This is a genomic window from Sulfurovum sp. MH2-6, from assembly GCF_058374785.1.
This window is the reverse complement of record NZ_CM178170.1, coordinates 787,729-805,798: the sequence shown is the minus strand read 5'-3', so window position 1 is coordinate 805,798 and position 18,070 is coordinate 787,729. Positions and strand designations below refer to the sequence as shown.

The 18,070-nt window shown below is 44.3% G+C and carries 18 protein-coding genes; all 18 read right to left on the bottom strand.

The window, feature by feature from the left end:
• Positions 1–6 precede the first annotated feature (6 nt).
• Positions 7–3,129 carry a translocation/assembly module TamB domain-containing protein gene (locus tag AC4JOV_RS04000; protein ID WP_229936436.1) on the bottom strand — a complete coding sequence of 1,041 codons (3,123 nt, stop codon included), beginning with the start codon at positions 3,127–3,129 and terminating at the stop codon, positions 7–9.
• The gene (locus tag AC4JOV_RS03995) at positions 3,126–4,880 is read right to left on the bottom strand and encodes an autotransporter assembly complex protein TamA (protein ID WP_229936437.1); all 1,755 of its coding nucleotides are present in this window, start codon (positions 4,878–4,880) and stop codon (positions 3,126–3,128) included. The genes AC4JOV_RS04000 and AC4JOV_RS03995 overlap by 4 nt, the downstream gene beginning before the upstream one ends.
• A gap of 72 nt (positions 4,881–4,952) precedes the next feature.
• Entirely contained in the window at positions 4,953–5,840 is an 888-nt protein-coding gene (locus AC4JOV_RS03990; RefSeq protein WP_229936438.1) for an NAD(P)H-dependent glycerol-3-phosphate dehydrogenase, read from the bottom strand.
• 208 nt (positions 5,841–6,048) lie between these two features.
• Positions 6,049–7,698, bottom strand: a complete 1,650-nt coding sequence (locus AC4JOV_RS03985) for an NAD-binding protein (protein ID WP_229936439.1) — start codon at positions 7,696–7,698, stop codon at positions 6,049–6,051.
• A 43-nt stretch (positions 7,699–7,741) separates the two neighbouring features.
• The gene (gene gatB / locus AC4JOV_RS03980) at positions 7,742–9,172 is read right to left on the bottom strand and encodes an Asp-tRNA(Asn)/Glu-tRNA(Gln) amidotransferase subunit GatB (protein ID WP_229936440.1); all 1,431 of its coding nucleotides are present in this window, start codon (positions 9,170–9,172) and stop codon (positions 7,742–7,744) included.
• Positions 9,173–9,280: 108 nt separating this feature from the next.
• Positions 9,281–10,192, bottom strand: coding sequence for a signal peptide peptidase SppA (sppA, locus tag AC4JOV_RS03975; protein WP_229936441.1), 912 nt, complete (start codon positions 10,190–10,192; stop codon positions 9,281–9,283).
• A gap of 16 nt (positions 10,193–10,208) precedes the next feature.
• Complete coding sequence (locus AC4JOV_RS03970) at positions 10,209–10,748, bottom strand: thiamine phosphate synthase (protein WP_229936442.1); 540 nt, start codon at positions 10,746–10,748, stop codon at positions 10,209–10,211.
• Between the two features lie 2 nt (positions 10,749–10,750).
• A complete protein-coding gene (locus AC4JOV_RS03965) occupies positions 10,751–11,035 on the bottom strand; it encodes a hypothetical protein (protein WP_229936443.1) in 285 nt (94 codons plus the stop codon).
• Positions 11,036–11,048: 13 nt separating this feature from the next.
• Positions 11,049–11,726: a F0F1 ATP synthase subunit A gene (locus AC4JOV_RS03960; RefSeq protein ID WP_229936444.1), complete on the bottom strand. Its 678-nt coding sequence runs from the start codon at positions 11,724–11,726 to the stop codon at positions 11,049–11,051.
• A 184-nt stretch (positions 11,727–11,910) separates the two neighbouring features.
• On the bottom strand, positions 11,911–12,663 hold the full coding sequence (locus AC4JOV_RS03955; protein ID WP_229936445.1) for a TIGR02757 family protein: 753 nt from the start codon (positions 12,661–12,663) through the stop codon (positions 11,911–11,913).
• Positions 12,664–12,751: 88 nt separating this feature from the next.
• On the bottom strand, positions 12,752–13,474 hold the full coding sequence (lptB, locus tag AC4JOV_RS03950; RefSeq protein ID WP_229936446.1) for an LPS export ABC transporter ATP-binding protein: 723 nt from the start codon (positions 13,472–13,474) through the stop codon (positions 12,752–12,754).
• The gene (gene tsaE / locus AC4JOV_RS03945) at positions 13,474–13,884 is read right to left on the bottom strand and encodes a tRNA (adenosine(37)-N6)-threonylcarbamoyltransferase complex ATPase subunit type 1 TsaE (protein WP_229936447.1); all 411 of its coding nucleotides are present in this window, start codon (positions 13,882–13,884) and stop codon (positions 13,474–13,476) included. Before tsaE ends, lptB begins: the two co-directional genes overlap by 1 nt.
• A gap of 23 nt (positions 13,885–13,907) precedes the next feature.
• Entirely contained in the window at positions 13,908–14,891 is a 984-nt protein-coding gene (gene trpD / locus AC4JOV_RS03940; protein ID WP_229936448.1) for an anthranilate phosphoribosyltransferase, read from the bottom strand.
• An 82-nt stretch (positions 14,892–14,973) separates the two neighbouring features.
• Positions 14,974–15,222, bottom strand: coding sequence for an RNA-binding S4 domain-containing protein (locus tag AC4JOV_RS03935; protein ID WP_229936449.1), 249 nt, complete (start codon positions 15,220–15,222; stop codon positions 14,974–14,976).
• Positions 15,219–15,458 carry a hypothetical protein gene (locus AC4JOV_RS03930; RefSeq protein ID WP_229936450.1) on the bottom strand — a complete coding sequence of 80 codons (240 nt, stop codon included), beginning with the start codon at positions 15,456–15,458 and terminating at the stop codon, positions 15,219–15,221. The genes AC4JOV_RS03935 and AC4JOV_RS03930 overlap by 4 nt, the downstream gene beginning before the upstream one ends.
• A gap of 116 nt (positions 15,459–15,574) precedes the next feature.
• Positions 15,575–16,768 carry a tetrahydrodipicolinate N-succinyltransferase N-terminal domain-containing protein gene (locus AC4JOV_RS03925; RefSeq protein ID WP_229936451.1) on the bottom strand — a complete coding sequence of 398 codons (1,194 nt, stop codon included), beginning with the start codon at positions 16,766–16,768 and terminating at the stop codon, positions 15,575–15,577.
• A gap of 137 nt (positions 16,769–16,905) precedes the next feature.
• On the bottom strand, positions 16,906–17,352 hold the full coding sequence (locus AC4JOV_RS03920) for a hypothetical protein (RefSeq protein ID WP_229936452.1): 447 nt from the start codon (positions 17,350–17,352) through the stop codon (positions 16,906–16,908).
• Between the two features lie 3 nt (positions 17,353–17,355).
• Positions 17,356–18,069, bottom strand: a complete 714-nt coding sequence (locus AC4JOV_RS03915; RefSeq protein WP_229936453.1) for an ElyC/SanA/YdcF family protein — start codon at positions 18,067–18,069, stop codon at positions 17,356–17,358.
• Between the last annotated feature and the right edge of the window lies 1 nt (position 18,070).

Genomic DNA, 18,070 nt, shown 5'->3' with positions numbered 1-18,070 from the left:
AAGCGGCTAAAAATCTTTGGTATAGATAATATCATAGGAGCTCGACTCCCCGCTGGCTCCTACGACACTCTCAAAACTCGGAGTGTGTCTATATTTCAACTCAACTCGCGGGATCTCGTCATTGATATAGATAATCATAATGTCCCGTGTAAGATTTTTACCTACCTCAACGCTGTTACCCGCACCAAGTACCAGGTGATCGATCTTCACTCCGGCATTGACCAAAACAGATTTGGCCATGGCACCCCCCATCATCTTCATCATCTCGTCACCGCTGTAGGTATCACCACCCGCTTCGGAGTCAAAGAGTAAAACGGAGAGTATCTGTTCCCGTGTAAGACTCGGACTTGATGAGAAGTTGATATTCGGTGCCTCCGGCGTACCTGTCACCGTAATGGTAATCAAGTGGTTACGCGCCTGGTGTTTTGCCTTGATCTCTAAGAGCGGTGTATTTAGCGTACCCGTAAAGTAGATAAAACTCTTCTCCAGAGTAAACTTCTTATTTTGGAAAAGATAGGTACCGCCCTCAAGCAACTCTATAGATCCCAATACCATTAAAGGTTCATTCGGCCCTTTATAGAGGGTAAAAGCCGGTTTGGCCTGAATATTTATCTCTGCTTGTTTGAAAATAAGGGGCTTTTTACTCTCAATGTTGACGGCGACACTCAAATGATCCATAAAAGCATTATCTGTTTTTTTATGGTTATTTTGAAGCACGATAATATCACTGTCAGAAGCAAATGTTTGCTGTTTCATATCATAATGGATATCTCCCCCCTGTAAAACGATCTCCCCCTTTATCTCAGTATCATTGCCTTCTGCCGTTGCTTCCAGGTCAATATCTGAAATGATATCGGCCCATTCATGCTCCAGCGTTAAGCTCTTCGCATCCGCATCGATCTTTCCTTCTCTGCTTTTCAGCTCATACGCTCCTGCTATTTGCAGCGCATCATTCACCCATAACGGAGAGAGTTGCAGTTCATTCTCTTTCAGTTTGATCACGGAAGGTTTGCTCGCATGGAGTTTTTGTTTATTGTATGTCAGTTGATAACGCTGAAGTGTCATCTGCCTATCTTGCAGCGTGATATCGATATCGATATCACTCAGGTTATGGGCACTTTCTCTCTCTGCATTATAGACGATCAAAGGAGAGCGCAGGGAAAGATCCACCCTTTTTTCCTGAGTCATCACAGCATGAATCGCCGCACTTCCTTCCATCTCTGGCATCTCACCCAACGTATAATAGGATGGGATAAAGCTGTTCAAGGCACTTAGCGAACCTATCTCAGCGTTCAGTCTCATCTCTTTTGTGAGATTGGCATCAAATGATGCACGCAGAGGCGGACTCATGAAACTCCCATGAATGGTCTGATCTCTCATTTTATAGCGTGCCTGAAGGTTCAACTCTTCTGTTTTCACCTCTATCGTAGAGTCATTCCCTTCCACTGTCAGATCCAGATCTACAGAAGCAAGTTTCTCCCATTGTATTTTCGGATCTAGGGATCGGACGAGTGAGTCATCCGGTATCGTCACCCTGTTCTTGACTTGTATGGTTTTGGTCAAAATGATATCTGTATCCATATTGACCAGGTTTGATCTCACTTCTACACTCCCTCGAAGCATTCTATTGTCAATCAGATCAAAAGGCAGTTTCACCTCTATCTCTGCCTCTGTCTCTTCCAACGTTTCGGGCAGCTTCGTAATATTTGCTACTTTAATGGCCTTTTTTGTCTTGAGCTGCAGCGTGCCTCTTAGATAGTCCTGCATTGCAAAGCTCCCTGCCAGGGCATCAGAATCCAGTTTGGCATCCAGGTGATGATTATCTCCCAGATAGGTTACATTGAGGTCATGCAGCACGCCTGTCAGGTTCTCTTCCAGACCGTAAAGCTCCTTGGTATATATCTCTCCATGATAGGTGATATTTTGATCCATGGTTAAGTGGTTGATCAACGAAATATTTTTTGCATAAGGGGTAGAGATCATCAGATTGGTATCAGCAGTGAGTCTCCCTTCTTCTATATGGTATTGTAGTTTGGATACGAAGGTATCTATATCAACATTAAAATCGCCCTTTCTTCCGGTCAATATCTGTGTAATACTTGCTTCCACACCGGCTTGCAGATAGGATTTGGTTGCAAGCAGGTCTATCTCTATATCACCAAACGCCTCTTTTCTCAAAGGCAGTCCCGAAAGTTCAAACAGTCTTTTATGTGGGGTAAAGGCCACTTTACCTACCAGTGCATTCTCATCAACCGTGCCTTTATAGATAATATTACTGAGGTTGCTGCGGGCATCAAGGAGCATACTCCCATCTTCTACCAACATTTCTTCAAGATCCACTACGATATTACTGCCTTGAAGGTTGAATTTCTGGAGTTGAAGGGGATCAAATATCGTAGGTTTTGCATTCAGATAAAGCTTGTCCAGACGGATGTATTTTGGCAGATAGAAGGGTTGACTGCTGGATTTTTCAGCGGTTTCGGCACGCTGATCTCTCTCTTCAACACCTGATAGATATCTTTGAAGCGTCGGAAGATCGACTCTTTTGATATCCAGTGAGCTGATCTCCAGTTCCCTCTCCTCATAACTTCCGTTAAGCGTGATATCCGTTACATTCGAATCCAGAAAGAGTGCCAGTTCTTCTATCTCCAGTTCATCCGTAGCATAGGAGAGCATACCGGCAGAGAGCGTGAGCTTTGAGACAGAGATATCGTTGCGCACAAAAGGCAGCAGAGAGATATCCACCTCTTCCATCCCTACTTCAAATGAAAATGAGGAGTCCGAAGATTCTTTTGTATCATTATTCTCAAAACTTTTGACCAATGTTTCTATGGTTGTAATATTCCCCTCGTCTATCCCCACCTTCGTCAAAGAGATCTTTTTTTGCAACAGAGCAACAGGATTCCATCTTAGCGTGAGTTCTTCAGCAAGTGGCATTTCCTCATACCTGGGAGCGTGTATCGTGATCCCGTCAAGGACATTCCCTGTGATCTCTTTATAGCTGATAGCATACTTCGGTGCATAGCGTTTCGCAACTTCTTTGACCACGACAGGTGTATTGACAGCGATCCAAAGTGCGAGAGACAGTACGATAAATATAATCGAAATTGCTATGAATACTTTTCTCAAAACGACTGCCCTACCTGAAATGAGATACCGTACTGTGAGGGATCATTCACATTAACCCCTACATCCAGTTTAAACGGTCCTATCGGTGTCATATAACGTATACCGACACCTGCTGATGTGATGATATCACCCGTATAATCATAGCTCTCATCATTAAGCATCGTATTATCGGTAAAGATCGCACCATAAATGTCACCCCAGACCGGATAGTCTGCTTCCAATGAGAGATTGAGCATCGTAGAAGCCCCCTCTATAGAGTCTTTGGTAGGAGAGAGTATCACCCCGATCTCCCTGAATCCATACGCACGGTTAAAGTAGGCTCCTCCTGCAAAAAAGAGTTTGGATTCGGGTACTTCACGATCGAACTGGTCCACAACACCTGTCTTTGCCACGGCAGCAAGGGTCAGTTTATCAATACTGTAGATATATCTCCCTTCCAACTGCACCTTCAGATAAGTACTTGCATCCGCACTGTAGGGAAGCCCATACTCCAGATAAGATGACAGATAGTATCCCTCCGTAGGGTTTAACCTGTCATCTCTCGCATCATAGATCAGGTCAATATAGGGATAAAAGAGTAAAAAATTACCTTCATTGACAGCTTGTTCCAGTGTCACGCTCCCATCCTGGTTGTCCAGAAGTGCAATATCAATATTTTCAAGCACAAGTCCGCTTTTTAGTCTCAACCTGCCGCGTTCATGACCTACACAGACTCTCAGATAACTCTTCTCTTCCGTAAATCCCGGATACTCAAGATTTGAATATCCTGTTTTTGACATAAAATCGATCGAATAGCCCCGGATATCAAAGAGTGCCGGTTTAAAAAAATCGAGACTGCCAAGGTACTCTTTTTGTGACCATTGTGCCTTGAGTGTCAACTTTTGTGCATTCCCCATAAAGTTCTTTTTAACGAGAGTACCGTGTGTACGTAGTCCGAGATAGGTATCAAACCCCAATCCGAGTTCTGTATGGTAAGGCTTCTCAGTCTCCTTGAGGGTAATATCCACGGGGATCTTGTTGTAAAACTTACGATCATAGTTGATCATCACACTGTCAAAGACATCCAGCTGGTAGAGATTGGCATAACTCTCTTTAATACGCTTGGGATCAAACCTACTCCCCTCTGTGGCGACTATGCGCGAGAGCACAACCTCCTCATCAATACTTTCCAATCCTTTGATATAGGTCTTGTCAAAGTGGCAGAGCTCCCCTTTTCTTACAGAGTACTTTAGATCGGCTTTTTGTTTTTCAAGGTTTACATAGGCTTTTGTATCAAGATCGTAACTGCAATATCCTGCCGCCAGCAATGCCTCTATGATACTGTTTTTGATCTCGATAAACTTCTCTGCCCTGAAACGTTCCTGTTTTTTGAAGGTTATATAGGGGGAGAGATCATAATCACTCGTTACATTGATCTCATTGATACGAACCGGGTTGTTCTCTTTGATATTCAGATAGAGTGTAGTGTTTGTCTCTTTGATTTCGAACTTGGCATCATAAAATCCCTCTGAATCGTAGAAGCTTTGCAGAGACTGATCCAGGGTCGGTATCAGTTTGTCATAGATCTTTGGATCCTCTTTTTTCCAAAACTGCCAGAAACTTTTTGTTTCTACATTAAGCACTTTATAGAGTTTGGAGGTCTCATGAGTCTTATTTCCCGTGATCTTGATATCGTGTACAGGAAGGGTGATCTCTTCAGCACTGAGCAGCATAGAGATAGCAAACAAAATCATGGTCACTCTGTATAACATACGATACACCCTTTCTTCACATTTATGGACTCAAGACAAAAACCTCTCTTTAAAGTTTACCAAAAAAACAGGCTATCCCAATAGGTCCTTGACACTTTGACGTGGATCTTTACCCTCTTCGACCATAGCATATACTTCTGTCGCAATCGGAAGATAGATATCCTTTTGCTTTGCCAAAAGGTAGAGTGCCTTGGCGGTCGGTACCCCCTCAGCAACCTCTCCAAGCTCCTCAAGGATAGCTTCGATCTTTTTGCCCTGGGCCAACCCGACCCCTACACGGTAGTTACGGGAGAGCGTGGAACTTGCGGTTAAAAAAAGATCTCCTGCACCCCCCAGCGATAAAAAGGTCTCTGTTTTCGCACCAAAAGCCTCGCCAAAGCGTGTCATCTCTACCAGTCCCCGTGATATCAGTGCTGCTCTGGCATTATTACCCAGCTCCAGACCGTCAGATACACCACCGGCAATGGCAATCACGTTTTTGTACGCTCCCGCCACCTCTTCGCCTATGACATCATCATTGACATACCCTTTGATATACTCCGGCAATGCATCTGCATATATCTGGGCCAACCCTGCATTGGTAGAACTGATCACCAGTGCAGTGGGCAGTGACTCTTTTACTTCTGCTGCAAAAGAGGGACCCGAGATAAATGCAAGCCTGTCACTGTCGACAAACTCTCCGTAGATCTCATTCAAAAATGATCCCGTTGCCGTCTCAATCCCTTTGGCCGCCACAAGAATCTTCTGCCCATGATCCACAAAGTTCTCTTCCATCCATCCGCGTACGGCCTGTGCAGGTATAGCGATCACCAGATACTCGTACTTCAGTGCCTCGTCGGTCGAAACAAAGTGAGGGATATCTTTGGGAGTACGCGAAGTGATCACCACCTCATTCTTCTCCGAAAATGCATGATAGAGGGCTTGCCCCCATTTCCCTGCACCGATAACAGCAAGTTTCATATCTTGTATCCTTTTTCGAGTACTTTAAATAAAATGCAACTAGTTGCATGAGCCGGCTGCTGACAAGCGACTAAATCGCAGTGCAAGTAAGGCACTAAATGCCACATCGTAAGCCACCCAGTGGTAACGTAGCTATTTGGACTTTGTTCAAATAGCGTTTAGTAATAACAAGTCCCCATTTCCCTGCACCGATTACTGCCAATTTCATCTAACTACTCTCCTTCTTCTCAATTAACTCTATAAAACGTTCTGCACTCTCTTCATACATATCAAATATCTTGCTCACTCCTGCCAGGATCAACTTGCGGTTATCCTCTTTACTGTCAGAGAGAGCAACGATTTCATCTTCAAAACCGCCGGATCTGAGTGAAATAGCATAGTAGACGTTGAATGCATCCTCTTTCATCGCACATACCACGATATACCCTTTAAGCATCTTGATATGCTCCAGGTACTCCTGCTGCTCCTCATCCACCTGTACGACATTGACAAACCCGTCACGTTTTGCACTCTCATACCGTTCACTATCCGTCTCATAGATCGTCACTTCAATACTCTTTTTGTGAAGCATTTGACAAAGGTGTTTACTCTTATGGGTATATCCAAAAAAGATAATACCTTTTTTATCCTCTTCATGATGACGCGTGAGATAGGATAATGCTTTGGAGTCAACCACATCATAAGGCTCCAGTATCGTATTCACCCCGGTAGCGTAATATTGTCTTCTAAGATTGTGCTGATTCATCCGTGCATAGATGACGACATCAGCGTTTACCGACTTTGCATTCAGTATAAAATAGATGTTATCAATGTCAGAACTTGTCAGTGTCAGCATCGCTTCGATATTGTTGCCCTTATAAAGATCTGTGATAAGCTTGGCACTTGAACCGTCGGCACGTATGACCTTATATCCGTCTTCTCTGGCACGGGTTACCTTATCCTCATCATCTTCAATGATTACCGGTTCATAGAGACCGCGCAACTGCAACTTTCTGGCAATTGTCATACCTAAATGCCCATAACCGTTGATGATCACTGCTCTGTTGATTTTGGAAACCAGGTTGAGATTATCTGCGTTGCGCAGTTCGTCAAAGCGTTCAGAAAATGCTGTGACCATCACAGAGGTGACAAATGAGATCATCGCAATACCGATAATGATCCCAAACATTGAGATGATCTTACCGGTATCGGTCACCGGAGAGATATCCCCGTATCCCACGGTTGAAATGGTCACGAATGCCCAGTAGATGGCATCCAGATAACTTCCCAAATTTTCATTGACTCCATACTCAAGGATATAAAAAACCGTACCGAAAGAGAAGGTAACGCCCAAGAGCATATAGCCCAAAAAGATAAACTCAAAACGTTTTCGTGTGAGTGCTTTGAAAAGACTTGAGGTTCCGTGCATATAGTGATAGAGCTTCAAAAGTCTGATAATACGGAATTTCGGAAAGATTGCAATCAGGTCGATCAGTGCCGGCAAAGATAAAAGATACTCCAGCCTTTTTTTCAACGGTATAAGGTAATAATCCTTTTTGCTCGGATTTGTCATTTTACTGGTAGCTAGGATATGCTTATGTATATCCTGACTCACCCAGACCCGCAAGAGATACTCCACTGCAAAAATTGCAGTGATAAAGTAGAGATCGATCTCTATCAACCACCCAGGAAGCCTGCCTGATTTACTAAAGATCAGTATCATGATCGAGGTAATGATCAGACCGATCATAAACCAATCAAAGTACTTTTTATAAGGATAATTTGTATCTGTAAGGAGTGATCTGAAAAAGGATTTTGTCGTTTGATAGCGGATCGAACGATCGATCATACGGGAGAGTTTTAATATCAAATCATGCATTACCATCCCTTTTTTTGGTACCGTAAGGCGGTACCGAACTTTACTAGCTCAGCCTCTCTTTAAGGAGTTCGTTCACTTTTGCCGGATTTGCCGAACCTTTACTTGCTTTCATGGTCTGACCTACAAAGAATCCAAAGAGCTTCTCTTTTCCTGACTTGTATTCAGCGATCTTCTCTGGATTGGCAGCAAGTATCTCATCGATGATCGCCAAGATCGCGCCGTCGTCACTTACCTGTGCCAATCCGAGTTGATCAATGATCGCATCTACATCACGGCTCTCATTCTCCATCATGAAGTCCAGTACCTCTTTTGCACCCTTTCCTGAAACCGTATCATCAGAAATCTTTGAAACCAGATTCCCCAATGTTTTTGCATCTACCGGAGAGTTCTCTATAGAGAAACCTCCTTTGTTCAAACGTCCCAACAGTTCAGATGTAAGCCATGTGACTGCCATCTTCGCATCTGCACCGCTTGCCAGCATCTCTTCAAAGTAGTATGCCATCTCTTTTTGTGCAGTGATCACAAGTGCATCATATTTCTTGATGCCAAGTTCTTCTATGTAACGTGTCGCCTTTGCATCCGGCATCTCAGGAATCTGCTTTGCCTCTTCCACCATCTCATCTGTCACAACAAGCGGACGAAGATCCGGATCCGGGAAGTAACGGTAGTCTGCCGCTTCCTCTTTCCCTCTCATTGATTTGGTCACACCCTCATCAACGTTATAGAGTCTTGTCTCCTGGAATACCTCCTGATCATAGACACCATCCTCATAGGCTTCAGTCTGTCTCTGTACCTCATACGCGATCGCTGCCGCAACGAACTTGAATGAGTTGATGTTCTTGATCTCTACTCTTGTTCCGTAAGCTTCCTGGCCTTTTGGACGGATAGAGACATTCACATCACATCTGAATGATCCCTCCTGCATGTTCGCATCCGAGATATCAAGATAACGTACTGTCGCATGCAGCTTTTTGAGGTAGGCCACTGCTTCATCAGAACTTCTCATGTCCGGTCCGGATACGATCTCCAAAAGTGGGGTACCGGCACGGTTGAGATCCACCTTGGACTGGTCACCCTCATGCATGTTTTTCCCGGCATCAGCCTCAAGGTGCGCCTGAGTAATGCTTACTCTCTTTTGCGTGCCGTCCTCAAGATCGATAAAAAGCTCACCGTTTTGGACAATGGCATTATGCAACTGTGTGATCTGATACGCCATCGGGCTATCCGGATAGAAGTATGATTTTCTATCAAAATTCGAGCTGTGCTGCACATCTGCATTGACCGCATAACCAAAACGCATTGCCTTCATTGCGGCTTCTTTGTTTACAACCGGCAGTGCACCCGGAAGCGCTAGACATGTCGGACAGGTATTTGAGTTTTGGTGTTCGGCAAAACTGGTAGCACAAGAACAGAAAAGTTTGGTTTTTGTATTGAGTTGTACGTGGACTTCAAGACCGATAACGGTTTCAAACATCAGAAAATTCCTTATAAAGGTAGTTCATATTTATAATTGTAATTATTATACCTATTTGCTTATTTGAGGGAGTTTACGAGAGAGCCAAAAGGCTCTCTCTCAAGAGGATTATTGTCTGTAGCTCAGTTGATTGAGGAGTTTTTCAACGCCCATATCAACCTGAACTTTTGGGAAAAAGGATGGTTGGTCTTTAAGATTTATCGTCTCGAACTTGACTGTTTTCGCTCCGAGTCTCTGACGCATCTCCTGTTTGATCTGATAGAGTGATGTGATCTTGTCTACCAACACCCCTTGTATCTCAGGTGCGTTAGCGATATAGATTTTACCTTCTGTAAAAGGCAAAAGCTGCGCTTTGGTAATTCCCCTGTTACCCACAACGGCATTGATGAAGTTTTCATACGTTGGTACCAGAAGGTGCTCCTCTATATACTTTTTCTCATCCCCCTCGACTTTTTTGAAAAGAGAGATAGGCTGTTTATATTTCCCTGCTGCCAGGTTGTCTTCCTCTATCCCTATCTTTTCTGCCAACTCTCCTATATTATAGTGAGGCATGATCACCCCGATAGAACCTACAATGGCATTTTTGTTGGCATAAAGCGGCTTGATGGCAGAGGCGATATAGTAGCCGCCGCTCGCAGCGATACTTCCTATATACATCGTCACATTCTTATCTTTTTGATACGCTTTAAGGTACTCGCTGAGCTCCTCACTGGCTGTCGGAGAACCTCCCGGAGATCCCATCACAAAGAGTACCTCTTTATAGTTCTTGTTTTTGCGGATCTCATCCATCTTTTCCATGACTTTTGTCGTATACTTCTCGGTAATAAGCTCATCAAAATGTATCACCGCTACCTTGTTATCCCCGATAACCGGTTTGCCAAACATACCTGACTTGGAAAAATACATCGCAAAAAATGCAATCTCTGCAATCAGTATAATACCGATAATCCAAGCCTTAAGATTGGAAATAAAGATACGTTTTTTTAACTCTTTGATCTGATAGTCTTTTACCTCTTCCATGAATCATCCTACTTTTTTATTTGAAATAGCGTATTGAAGCAAATCCTTCTGCTCCCGCCTTCATGCATGCCCTGATCTGCTCCTGGGTCAAAATGCCCCCTAATGCTATCACAGGAATACTAACAGCTTCACTTATCTGGCGTAATTTTTCCAGTCCAACCGGCCTGCCTTTGTTGGGCGTATCAAAAATCGGACTGAATGTTACCATATCCGCCCCCAACTTTTCAGCTCTTTCTACTTCATCCAGCCTGTGCGTACTCATGATCACAAACAGCCCCTTCTCTTTGGCAAGAGGTATCTGTTCGATACGGTCACTGCTCAGATGTACCCCGTCGGCCTTTAAGGCTTCTGCCAAGACGATATCGTTGTGTAACAGTATCTTATCAAAAGAGCAGGCCGTAGCAGCCTCTATAAATAGTTTGGCATTTTTACGATAGTCACTGTTTTTTTTGTCACGGTAGAGGACGAAATCGGCTTTTCCATTGATATGGGAGAGGTAGCTATCCAGATAAGCAAAAGAGAGTATTGAGGGATCAGTAATGGCATAAGAGAGCATCGCTACTCTTTTGCCGTCTGAGTATCTATTTTTTCCAGGAGTTGTTCCAAAAGTCTGGTCTGCTTTTTGAGCTCATAATGTTTCTCTTTGATCGTAATGATATGCTCAAGCAGCAAGATAGCTACCAGTCCCGGTAATGCACCGATCACTGCAGAGATAAACGTATTAAGCAAACTGAAATGAACAAAAGAAAAAAATGGAGTGACGACACCGATGAGCACCGATGCCCATGCAATGCCTAAAAAGAAATTAATAACGAAACCGAGCGGTTTCTCTTTTAGTCTCATTGTGAGAGGATTCTTAGTGGTCTTCTTCGATCGCTACTGCACCTGCAAGGTAGACGAAAGTAAGGATCATAAATACAAATGTCTGAAGTACACCCATTACCGTAAGAAGGAAGAATGGAGCCAAAGGCACGATCCAAGGTGTTAGCATCAAAATTACCCATAGGAACATATCATCCCCTCTGATACTACCGAACAAACGGAAGCTGAGAGAAACGATACGTGAAAGGTGTGAGATGATCTCGATCGGGAACATCAACGGTGCAAGAAGTTTTACAGGACCTGCAAAGTGTGCAAAATAGTGGATCACACCGTTCTTTCTGATACCTTCAAAGTTATAGTAGAAGAAAACGATCATTGCAAGTGTCAATGTAATGTTGATGTTTGATGTCGGTGATTCAAATCCAGGGATAACACCGATCATGTTTGAAGTAAAGATAAAGAGTCCCAATGTAGCAATCAATGGAAGGTACTTTCTCGCATTCTCTTCACCCAGTACATCTGTACCCATAGAGATGACACCGCCAAGGTATGACTCCATCACGTTTTGCGTACCGCCTGGTACAGCTCTAAGACTCTTTGTAGCCATTTTTGCAACAAACAGGACAATCCCTGTCACCAAGATCATGTGAGAAACAAACAGCATCTGCCCGTGCCCGAATATCGCACCCAGGTAAGTAAAAATACCTTCCATAAAACATCCTCTTACGTAAATTATTGCGTGGATTATACCTTTTTTGAACTTAAATTTGCCCCGCATTCAGGCCTATCGCCCCTGCTAATTAGACTTTTTCAAGTGATGGGTAAATCATTCACACTCATTATATTTGAAATTATCAAGCCATATAGATACGGACAATGAAAATAGGCTTTCTGCCCTATAACAGTTTTTCCTGCCCGAGTCTATAGAGTGCAAAATCATATTTGATCGGATCGTTCGGATCAAATGTTCGCAGTCTCTCAGTGAGTTCGATAGACGCCTTCATATCACAACTTTTTCTTTGCAAAAGTCCTATTTTACGTGATACGGTAAAACTGTGGGTATCCAGTGGCATCAAAAGATCTTTTTTAGCTACCTTTGACCAGAGTCCCATATCCAAACTGTCTTTGCGTACCATCCACCTGAGATACATCAGGTAACGTTTATAGGTTCCTGCAGCCGAGCGTTTTTCAGGCGTCTTACCTACCAGAAAGTTGTACCCGTAACTCTCATGGGGATAAGAGGCCCTTATCGCTTGGATCAGAGCCCAGAGACCATCCAGAAGATTGTTCTCTTTTTGATACCCCTGATAGAAGATATTTTCCAGGCTCTCTCTATCACGCAGTCGTTTCAGTGCAATAAAAATGGCAATAACATCTTCACTTTTTTGAAAGCGGTAGTAATGAGAAGCGAGACGTTTTCGTATCCTCTCTTCACTCTCGTCAAGCAGATCAAACTCCAGACTCTCCAGAAACCTGATGATCTGATGGGCATTGCCGTAAGCAAAAAGTGCACAAATCAGTGCAATGGATTCATCCTGGTATCGTTGTGCGATAAAGAGAGGGTCAGGCTTTTCATAGCAAAGCTCTAAAATAGAGTTTCTAGCTTTAAATTCATTATCTAATAGCTGTTTTATTTCAGATAATTTCAAACTAAAAACCCTTTGACCTTCGCGTAGGGTGCGTAATCACGCACCAAAAATCTTTCTAATAAAGCTGCATGATTACGCACCCTACATGCTAAAATGTAAAGTGTTCACCCAGATAGTATTTTCTTACATTCTTATCATGCGCAATCTCATCACTTGTACCACTGGCAAGCATCTCACCGCTTCGCATGACATAAGCCCTGTCACAGATCCCCAGCGTCTCACGGACATTGTGATCGGTGATCAATATCCCCATATCAAGCTCTACAAGCTGTTTGATGATATTTTGGATATCAAGCACTGCGATAGGGTCAACCCCGGCAAAAGGCTCATCAAGCAGTAAGAACTTCGGTTCGCCGACCAAAGCCCTGGCGATCTCCACACGTCTTCTCTCACCCCCGCTCAGACGGATACCCTGACGGTTTCTAATCGGTTCGATATTGAAGATCTCAAGCAGTTTTTCAATGCGGGGCTGTATCTTCTCCTGCTCCATTCCTAACACTTCTGCGGCAATGAGCAGATTCTCTTCGACAGTCAGGTCTTTGAAGATACTGGACTCCTGAGGCAGATATCCGATACCGAGCTTTGCTCTTGCGCTGAGAGGGAGTTTGGTGATATTCTCTCCATCCAGAAATACTTCGCCTTCTGTGGTCCCTGTCAATCCGCATACCATATAAAACGATGTGGTTTTCCCCGCTCCGTTAGGCCCTAAAAGGCCGACGACCTCTTTACTCTTAACTGTGAGTGATATGTCATGAACGATCTTGGTTTTTTTGATCGTCTTTGCAAGATTTTTGGCTTCAAGTGTATGCATTAGTATCTGATCCTGTATTTTCTGGCATCCCCTGCCGGCTCTATCTCAATCATGGCCACATTATACCCAGCAGACTCTAAAAAGGATTTAAGGCTGTCACTTCCCCACTCTACCATATGCCATCCCGGTTTATCAAACTCTTCAAAAAGCCCCATCTGCATAAACTCCTCATGGTCCAGGCGATAGAGATCATAATGGTAAAGATCATCGCCGTAACAGTGCTGCAAAGAGAAGGTGGGAGAGGTCACATCCCCTTCGATCCCTCTCTCTTTGGCAATTGCCTGGGTGAGTGTCGTCTTCCCTGCAGCAAGATCTCCACGCAGAAATACCACAACATGAGAGGGTAATACTTCATTCAGAAACTCAACAATATTATCCAACTCTTCAAGTGAAGCGACAATCTCTTTCACTGCTCCCTGCTCCTTGCTCACTGCTACTTGCCACTCAGCTGTTCACTGATCTTTGCCATACGTACAAGATGCTCTTGTGCCGTACCGCTGTCAAGTATCGCTTCTACCTGTTGGATTGCCTCACGTACATCACGTACCTTACCCTCCACAAAGAGAGCAAAAGCAGCATTCAGCACTACGATATCTCTCTTCGCACCTTTTTCTACACCGGCAAAAATATCTCTGGTGATCTGCGCATTATGGAGTGCATCTCCGCCGAGTATCGCCTCTTTTGGTGCTTTTTTAATGCCATATATTTCAGGGTTGATCTCCCCTTCGATGATCCGTCCGGACTCAACATAAGCAAAATTTGTATTGGTCGCAAGCCCTATCTCATCCATGCCGTCCTGAGAGCTCACGACAAAGGCCCTTTTGGCATCAAGCTGTACCAAGGCTTCAGCGATCCTGCGCACAAAACTCGGATCAAAAACACCCAGAAGGTACTTCTGGGCACCTGCCGGGTTCGTAAGCGGGCCAAGGATATTGAATATCGTACGGTGAGGGATCGATTTTCTGATCGGCATGATATACTTCATCGCCGGGTGATGATCGGTTGCCGGGAAAAAACAGAAGCCTGTCTCTTCAAGCATCTTGATCTTGTTTTCCGGGGTCATCTCCAACTTCAAACCGAGTGCTTCCAGTACATCTGTTGAACCGGACTTGGAAGTAACACTTCTATTTCCGTGCTTGGCAACGACATGCCCCATCGCAGCCAAAAGCAGTGACGTCGTGGTAGAGATATTGAAACTTCCGCTCTGATCTCCCCCTGTACCGACGATATCGATCGCCCGCTCTCTTAGGGCTTCACTTAACGGTACCTTGATAGAGTGTGCACGCATCACTGCTGCCGCATCAGCAATATCCTCGGCACTCTCTCCTTTGGTATAGAGATCAACCAGAAACTGGCGTGCATCAGCTTCACTCAGCTCATTGTTAAATAGTTTTTCAAACGCTTCTCTGTTACTCAATTCAGCTCCTTTCCAGCCTTCGTGGCTACACTTCGTTCCGACCACGTTGGTTTCGATCGGATGAAAGCAAAGCAGTTTGCTTTCATTCAACCTCTCTCACATACTCGTCTTTCTGGGATTTCGGTATCGTCTTTGTCGTAGGTATCTGCAGTACCTCGTAAGATTTTGGACCTTTAAGGTACTCTATCGTGATCTTATCACCGATAGCAACATTTTTTGAAGCTTTGGCCTGCATCTCATTGACATAAACCACACCTGATTTTAGCATATCTGTTGCAATCGTACGACGTTTGACGACGTTTACGGCACTTAACCACTTATCTACTCTCATGGTTGTTTAAACATCTCCTCGGCATCTTTGGCTTCTGTAATACCTTTGAGTGTAAGTTCATTGTTTTCTGAAATATACTTTTCAGACTTCAACGTTTTAAAGACTCTCTTACACTCTTTCATATCAAACATTCCCGTATCTACAAGCATCGCCTGGATATCTTTCAGTGTCTCATTCGGACGCTTCTTGAAGAGTGCTAGAAGACACACTTTTTCTACGATTTTATCTTCATCCATCATTTTATCCTCTTATTCTCACCCATTCAGGTATTTACCCGAATTGGTGACAGTACATAGAAGAACCCAACGCTTTGAACTCTGCTATATCTCTACCCCGATGGGGTAGAAAAGGCTTAGTGAAGGTCTTCGTTAAGCTTGACTTCTCTTGTACTTCTTCTGACGATCATCTCACCGGTTGTAGAGTCTTGTCTGAAGTGAAGACCATTCAGCCCCTGAAGCTCATCCGCTCTGAATGTTGTTTTTGATTCAAGGTTTGCATTCGGGTTGGCTGCATTGATCTTCTCCAGCTCAGCCGGAGCAATCTTCACTTTTGTACCTGCAAAGATCGCAAGTCCGCCATCGATGATACATGCATCACCGAGAGGGATACCACAGGTAGAGTTCGCACCAAGAAGTGTGTTCTCACCGATGCTGATAGGGTTTCCGTCTGTTCCGGAAAGTACACCAAGGATACTTGCTCCACCACCTACATCTGAACCTGAACCGACAACCGCAGAACTGGAGATACGTCCTTCTACCATCACCGGACCGAGTGTACCTGCATTGAAGTTGATGTATGAAGCACCCGGCATGACTGTCGTACCCGCTGCAAGCTGTGCACCCATACGTACCTTCGAAGCCTCAAGGATACGCGTGTTATCCGCAGGGATCACATGTTGAAGGTATCTTGGGAACTTATCTACACTGTCCACTGCAGGGTAGGTACCGTTAAGCTTCATTTCGATCTCGTTGTCTCTCAGGTAGTCAAGCTCATACGGTCTGTTTCCGACCCATGCAACATTGCTGAGAATACCGAATGCACCGTTAAGGTTGATCCCTCTAAGTGCTGCTTTACTGAGTGAGAGTGCATAGAGTTTAAGGTAGACTGCTTCTACTGACTCCGGTGCTGCATCTTCAAACAAAAATACGATTCTGAAATCTTTACCGATATCACCCATTTTATTGAGTGTTTTGATCACCTGGATATTTTTGTGTGCATCACCTGTTGCCTCAGCCACAAGCGGTGCAAACGCTGCCATGGCATTGTTTACGAAGTTTTCATTAATGGTGGCAACAAACTCACTCCCGCTGAAGTCTACTTCACACTTTGCTTCCTGCAGTGATTTGATGAAAACAGCCGCTGAACCGAAGTTCTCTTCCCAGTTGATCAAACCGAAGTTTGCCTGTAGAATCTTCTCGGCATTCTTCTGTCCTCTATCTACTCTTGCAATACCGAATGCGATCGGTTTTCTATACCCTTCTTGTGCTTCGATATCCGCTACAAGCGCTTTAAATTCGTTCATATCTGCTACTGTATTGATAGCCATATAGCTCTCCTAAATATACAAAATAAATTAGTTTTTGTATTATACTTTGTTAACCTGAGCTTGACAAACTATGCCCGTACAAACGCCTAAAAAAGAGGTGAGTTCTTGAAAATCAGACACCTGATGGCAGCCATGGCTCATTCAGCGTATTCCCCGCTTGAGGAGGATTGATCCGAGTGTTTCATCATCGCACGCCAATCCCTTGAGAAGTATTTCCGGATATAGGCTTCCCTGTGCGGTATCGTACACCCGGTGCAATCCTGGTGTATTGATTGATCGGAGATAAACTGTTTCCCCTCTTTTGCATCGATTGCGCAGGTAGAAAAGAGGGTTTTCCCTTCTACTTCTTGCAGCCCTGCATCATCAAACCTGAAGTTTGGACAGGCACAGAGATAACAGTTGAGGATCTCCATCTCATGACACTTTTTCCCTGTTTGATAGAGCGGACAGAAGCCAGGCTCCCTCTTCACCATGTTTTCAAACCTGAAATAACGTATCAGCTCCTCATCGCTGAGATGCTCCAGTTTTTCTACCACTGCACGGTGCTTCTTGGCATGAGATTCAAACCATTCACTGTATGTCATACGCTATACCGCTCCTCTCACGTAGATCCAGAGCAATCCGATATACTCATGAAACGCTCTCTCTGTTTTTTGTAAATGTCTTGCCCCAAAGAGTGACCATATACTGTCTTCGCCCCTATCGTTAAAATCTGCAGGTGCTGCGATGGGTGTAAGTCCCTCTTGTTTGAACAGGATCATGCTTCTTGGCATATGGTAGGCTGACGTGACAAGCAGGAACGGTCTGTCCCCTACTCTCTCTTTCATCTTTGCTGCTTCCTCTTTGGTATCTTTGACATCTTCCTGCATCATGATATCTTCAGCTCGTACGCCTGCTTCTATCAGTAGCTTGGAGGCTTTATAGGCATCTGAAAGCCTGTCATGCATCGAGTACCCCGATGTGATGATTTTAGCATTTTTCACCCGATGATACAGCCGTATCGCTTCCCAGGCGCGTCTCTCTTTATCACCGCCCAATAGCAAAATATACTCTACCTCTTCCGGGATCTGTTCTATCTTTTCATACTGTGCTTCCAAGGGTAGTAAAAACAGGCTGCTTATCTGTGCATGTGTGACCACTCCGAACCAAAGAAGCGTTCCCAGCAGAAGCTGTGTCGCCAGTCTACTGTTGCCGCGATGCAGCAGCCACAAGGCGGCTAAAATCACCATCATACCTACCGGCATCGGCATCAACAGCCAGGCAATGAGCTTTTTGATCAAAAACGCAACTCCTATCTCCATA

Bases quoted from the DNA above. Each gene is read 5' to 3' on its own strand.
- gatB (WP_229936440.1), bottom strand. From the start codon at position 9,172: ATGTTTGAAACCGTTATCGGTCTTGAAGTCCACGTACAACTCAATACA.
- AC4JOV_RS03925 (WP_229936451.1), bottom strand. From the start codon at position 16,768: ATGGCTATCAATACAGTAGCAGATATGAACGAATTTAAAGCGCTTGTA.
- AC4JOV_RS03915 (WP_229936453.1), bottom strand. From the start codon at position 18,069: ATGGAGATAGGAGTTGCGTTTTTGATCAAAAAGCTCATTGCCTGGCTG.
- AC4JOV_RS03965 (WP_229936443.1), bottom strand. From the start codon at position 11,035: ATGAGACTAAAAGAGAAACCGCTCGGTTTCGTTATTAATTTCTTTTTA.
- AC4JOV_RS03990 (WP_229936438.1), bottom strand. From the start codon at position 5,840: ATGAAACTTGCTGTTATCGGTGCAGGGAAATGGGGGCAAGCCCTCTAT.
- AC4JOV_RS03935 (WP_229936449.1), bottom strand. From the start codon at position 15,222: ATGAGAGTAGATAAGTGGTTAAGTGCCGTAAACGTCGTCAAACGTCGT.
- lptB (WP_229936446.1), bottom strand. From the start codon at position 13,474: ATGCATACACTTGAAGCCAAAAATCTTGCAAAGACGATCAAAAAAACC.
- AC4JOV_RS03995 (WP_229936437.1), bottom strand. From the start codon at position 4,880: ATGTTATACAGAGTGACCATGATTTTGTTTGCTATCTCTATGCTGCTC.
- AC4JOV_RS03930 (WP_229936450.1), bottom strand. From the start codon at position 15,458: ATGGATGAAGATAAAATCGTAGAAAAAGTGTGTCTTCTAGCACTCTTC.
- sppA (WP_229936441.1), bottom strand. From the start codon at position 10,192: ATGGAAGAGGTAAAAGACTATCAGATCAAAGAGTTAAAAAAACGTATC.
- AC4JOV_RS03920 (WP_229936452.1), bottom strand. From the start codon at position 17,352: ATGACATACAGTGAATGGTTTGAATCTCATGCCAAGAAGCACCGTGCA.
- AC4JOV_RS03970 (WP_229936442.1), bottom strand. From the start codon at position 10,748: ATGCTCTCTTATGCCATTACTGATCCCTCAATACTCTCTTTTGCTTAT.
- AC4JOV_RS03960 (WP_229936444.1), bottom strand. From the start codon at position 11,726: ATGGAAGGTATTTTTACTTACCTGGGTGCGATATTCGGGCACGGGCAG.
- AC4JOV_RS03985 (WP_229936439.1), bottom strand. From the start codon at position 7,698: ATGCATGATTTGATATTAAAACTCTCCCGTATGATCGATCGTTCGATC.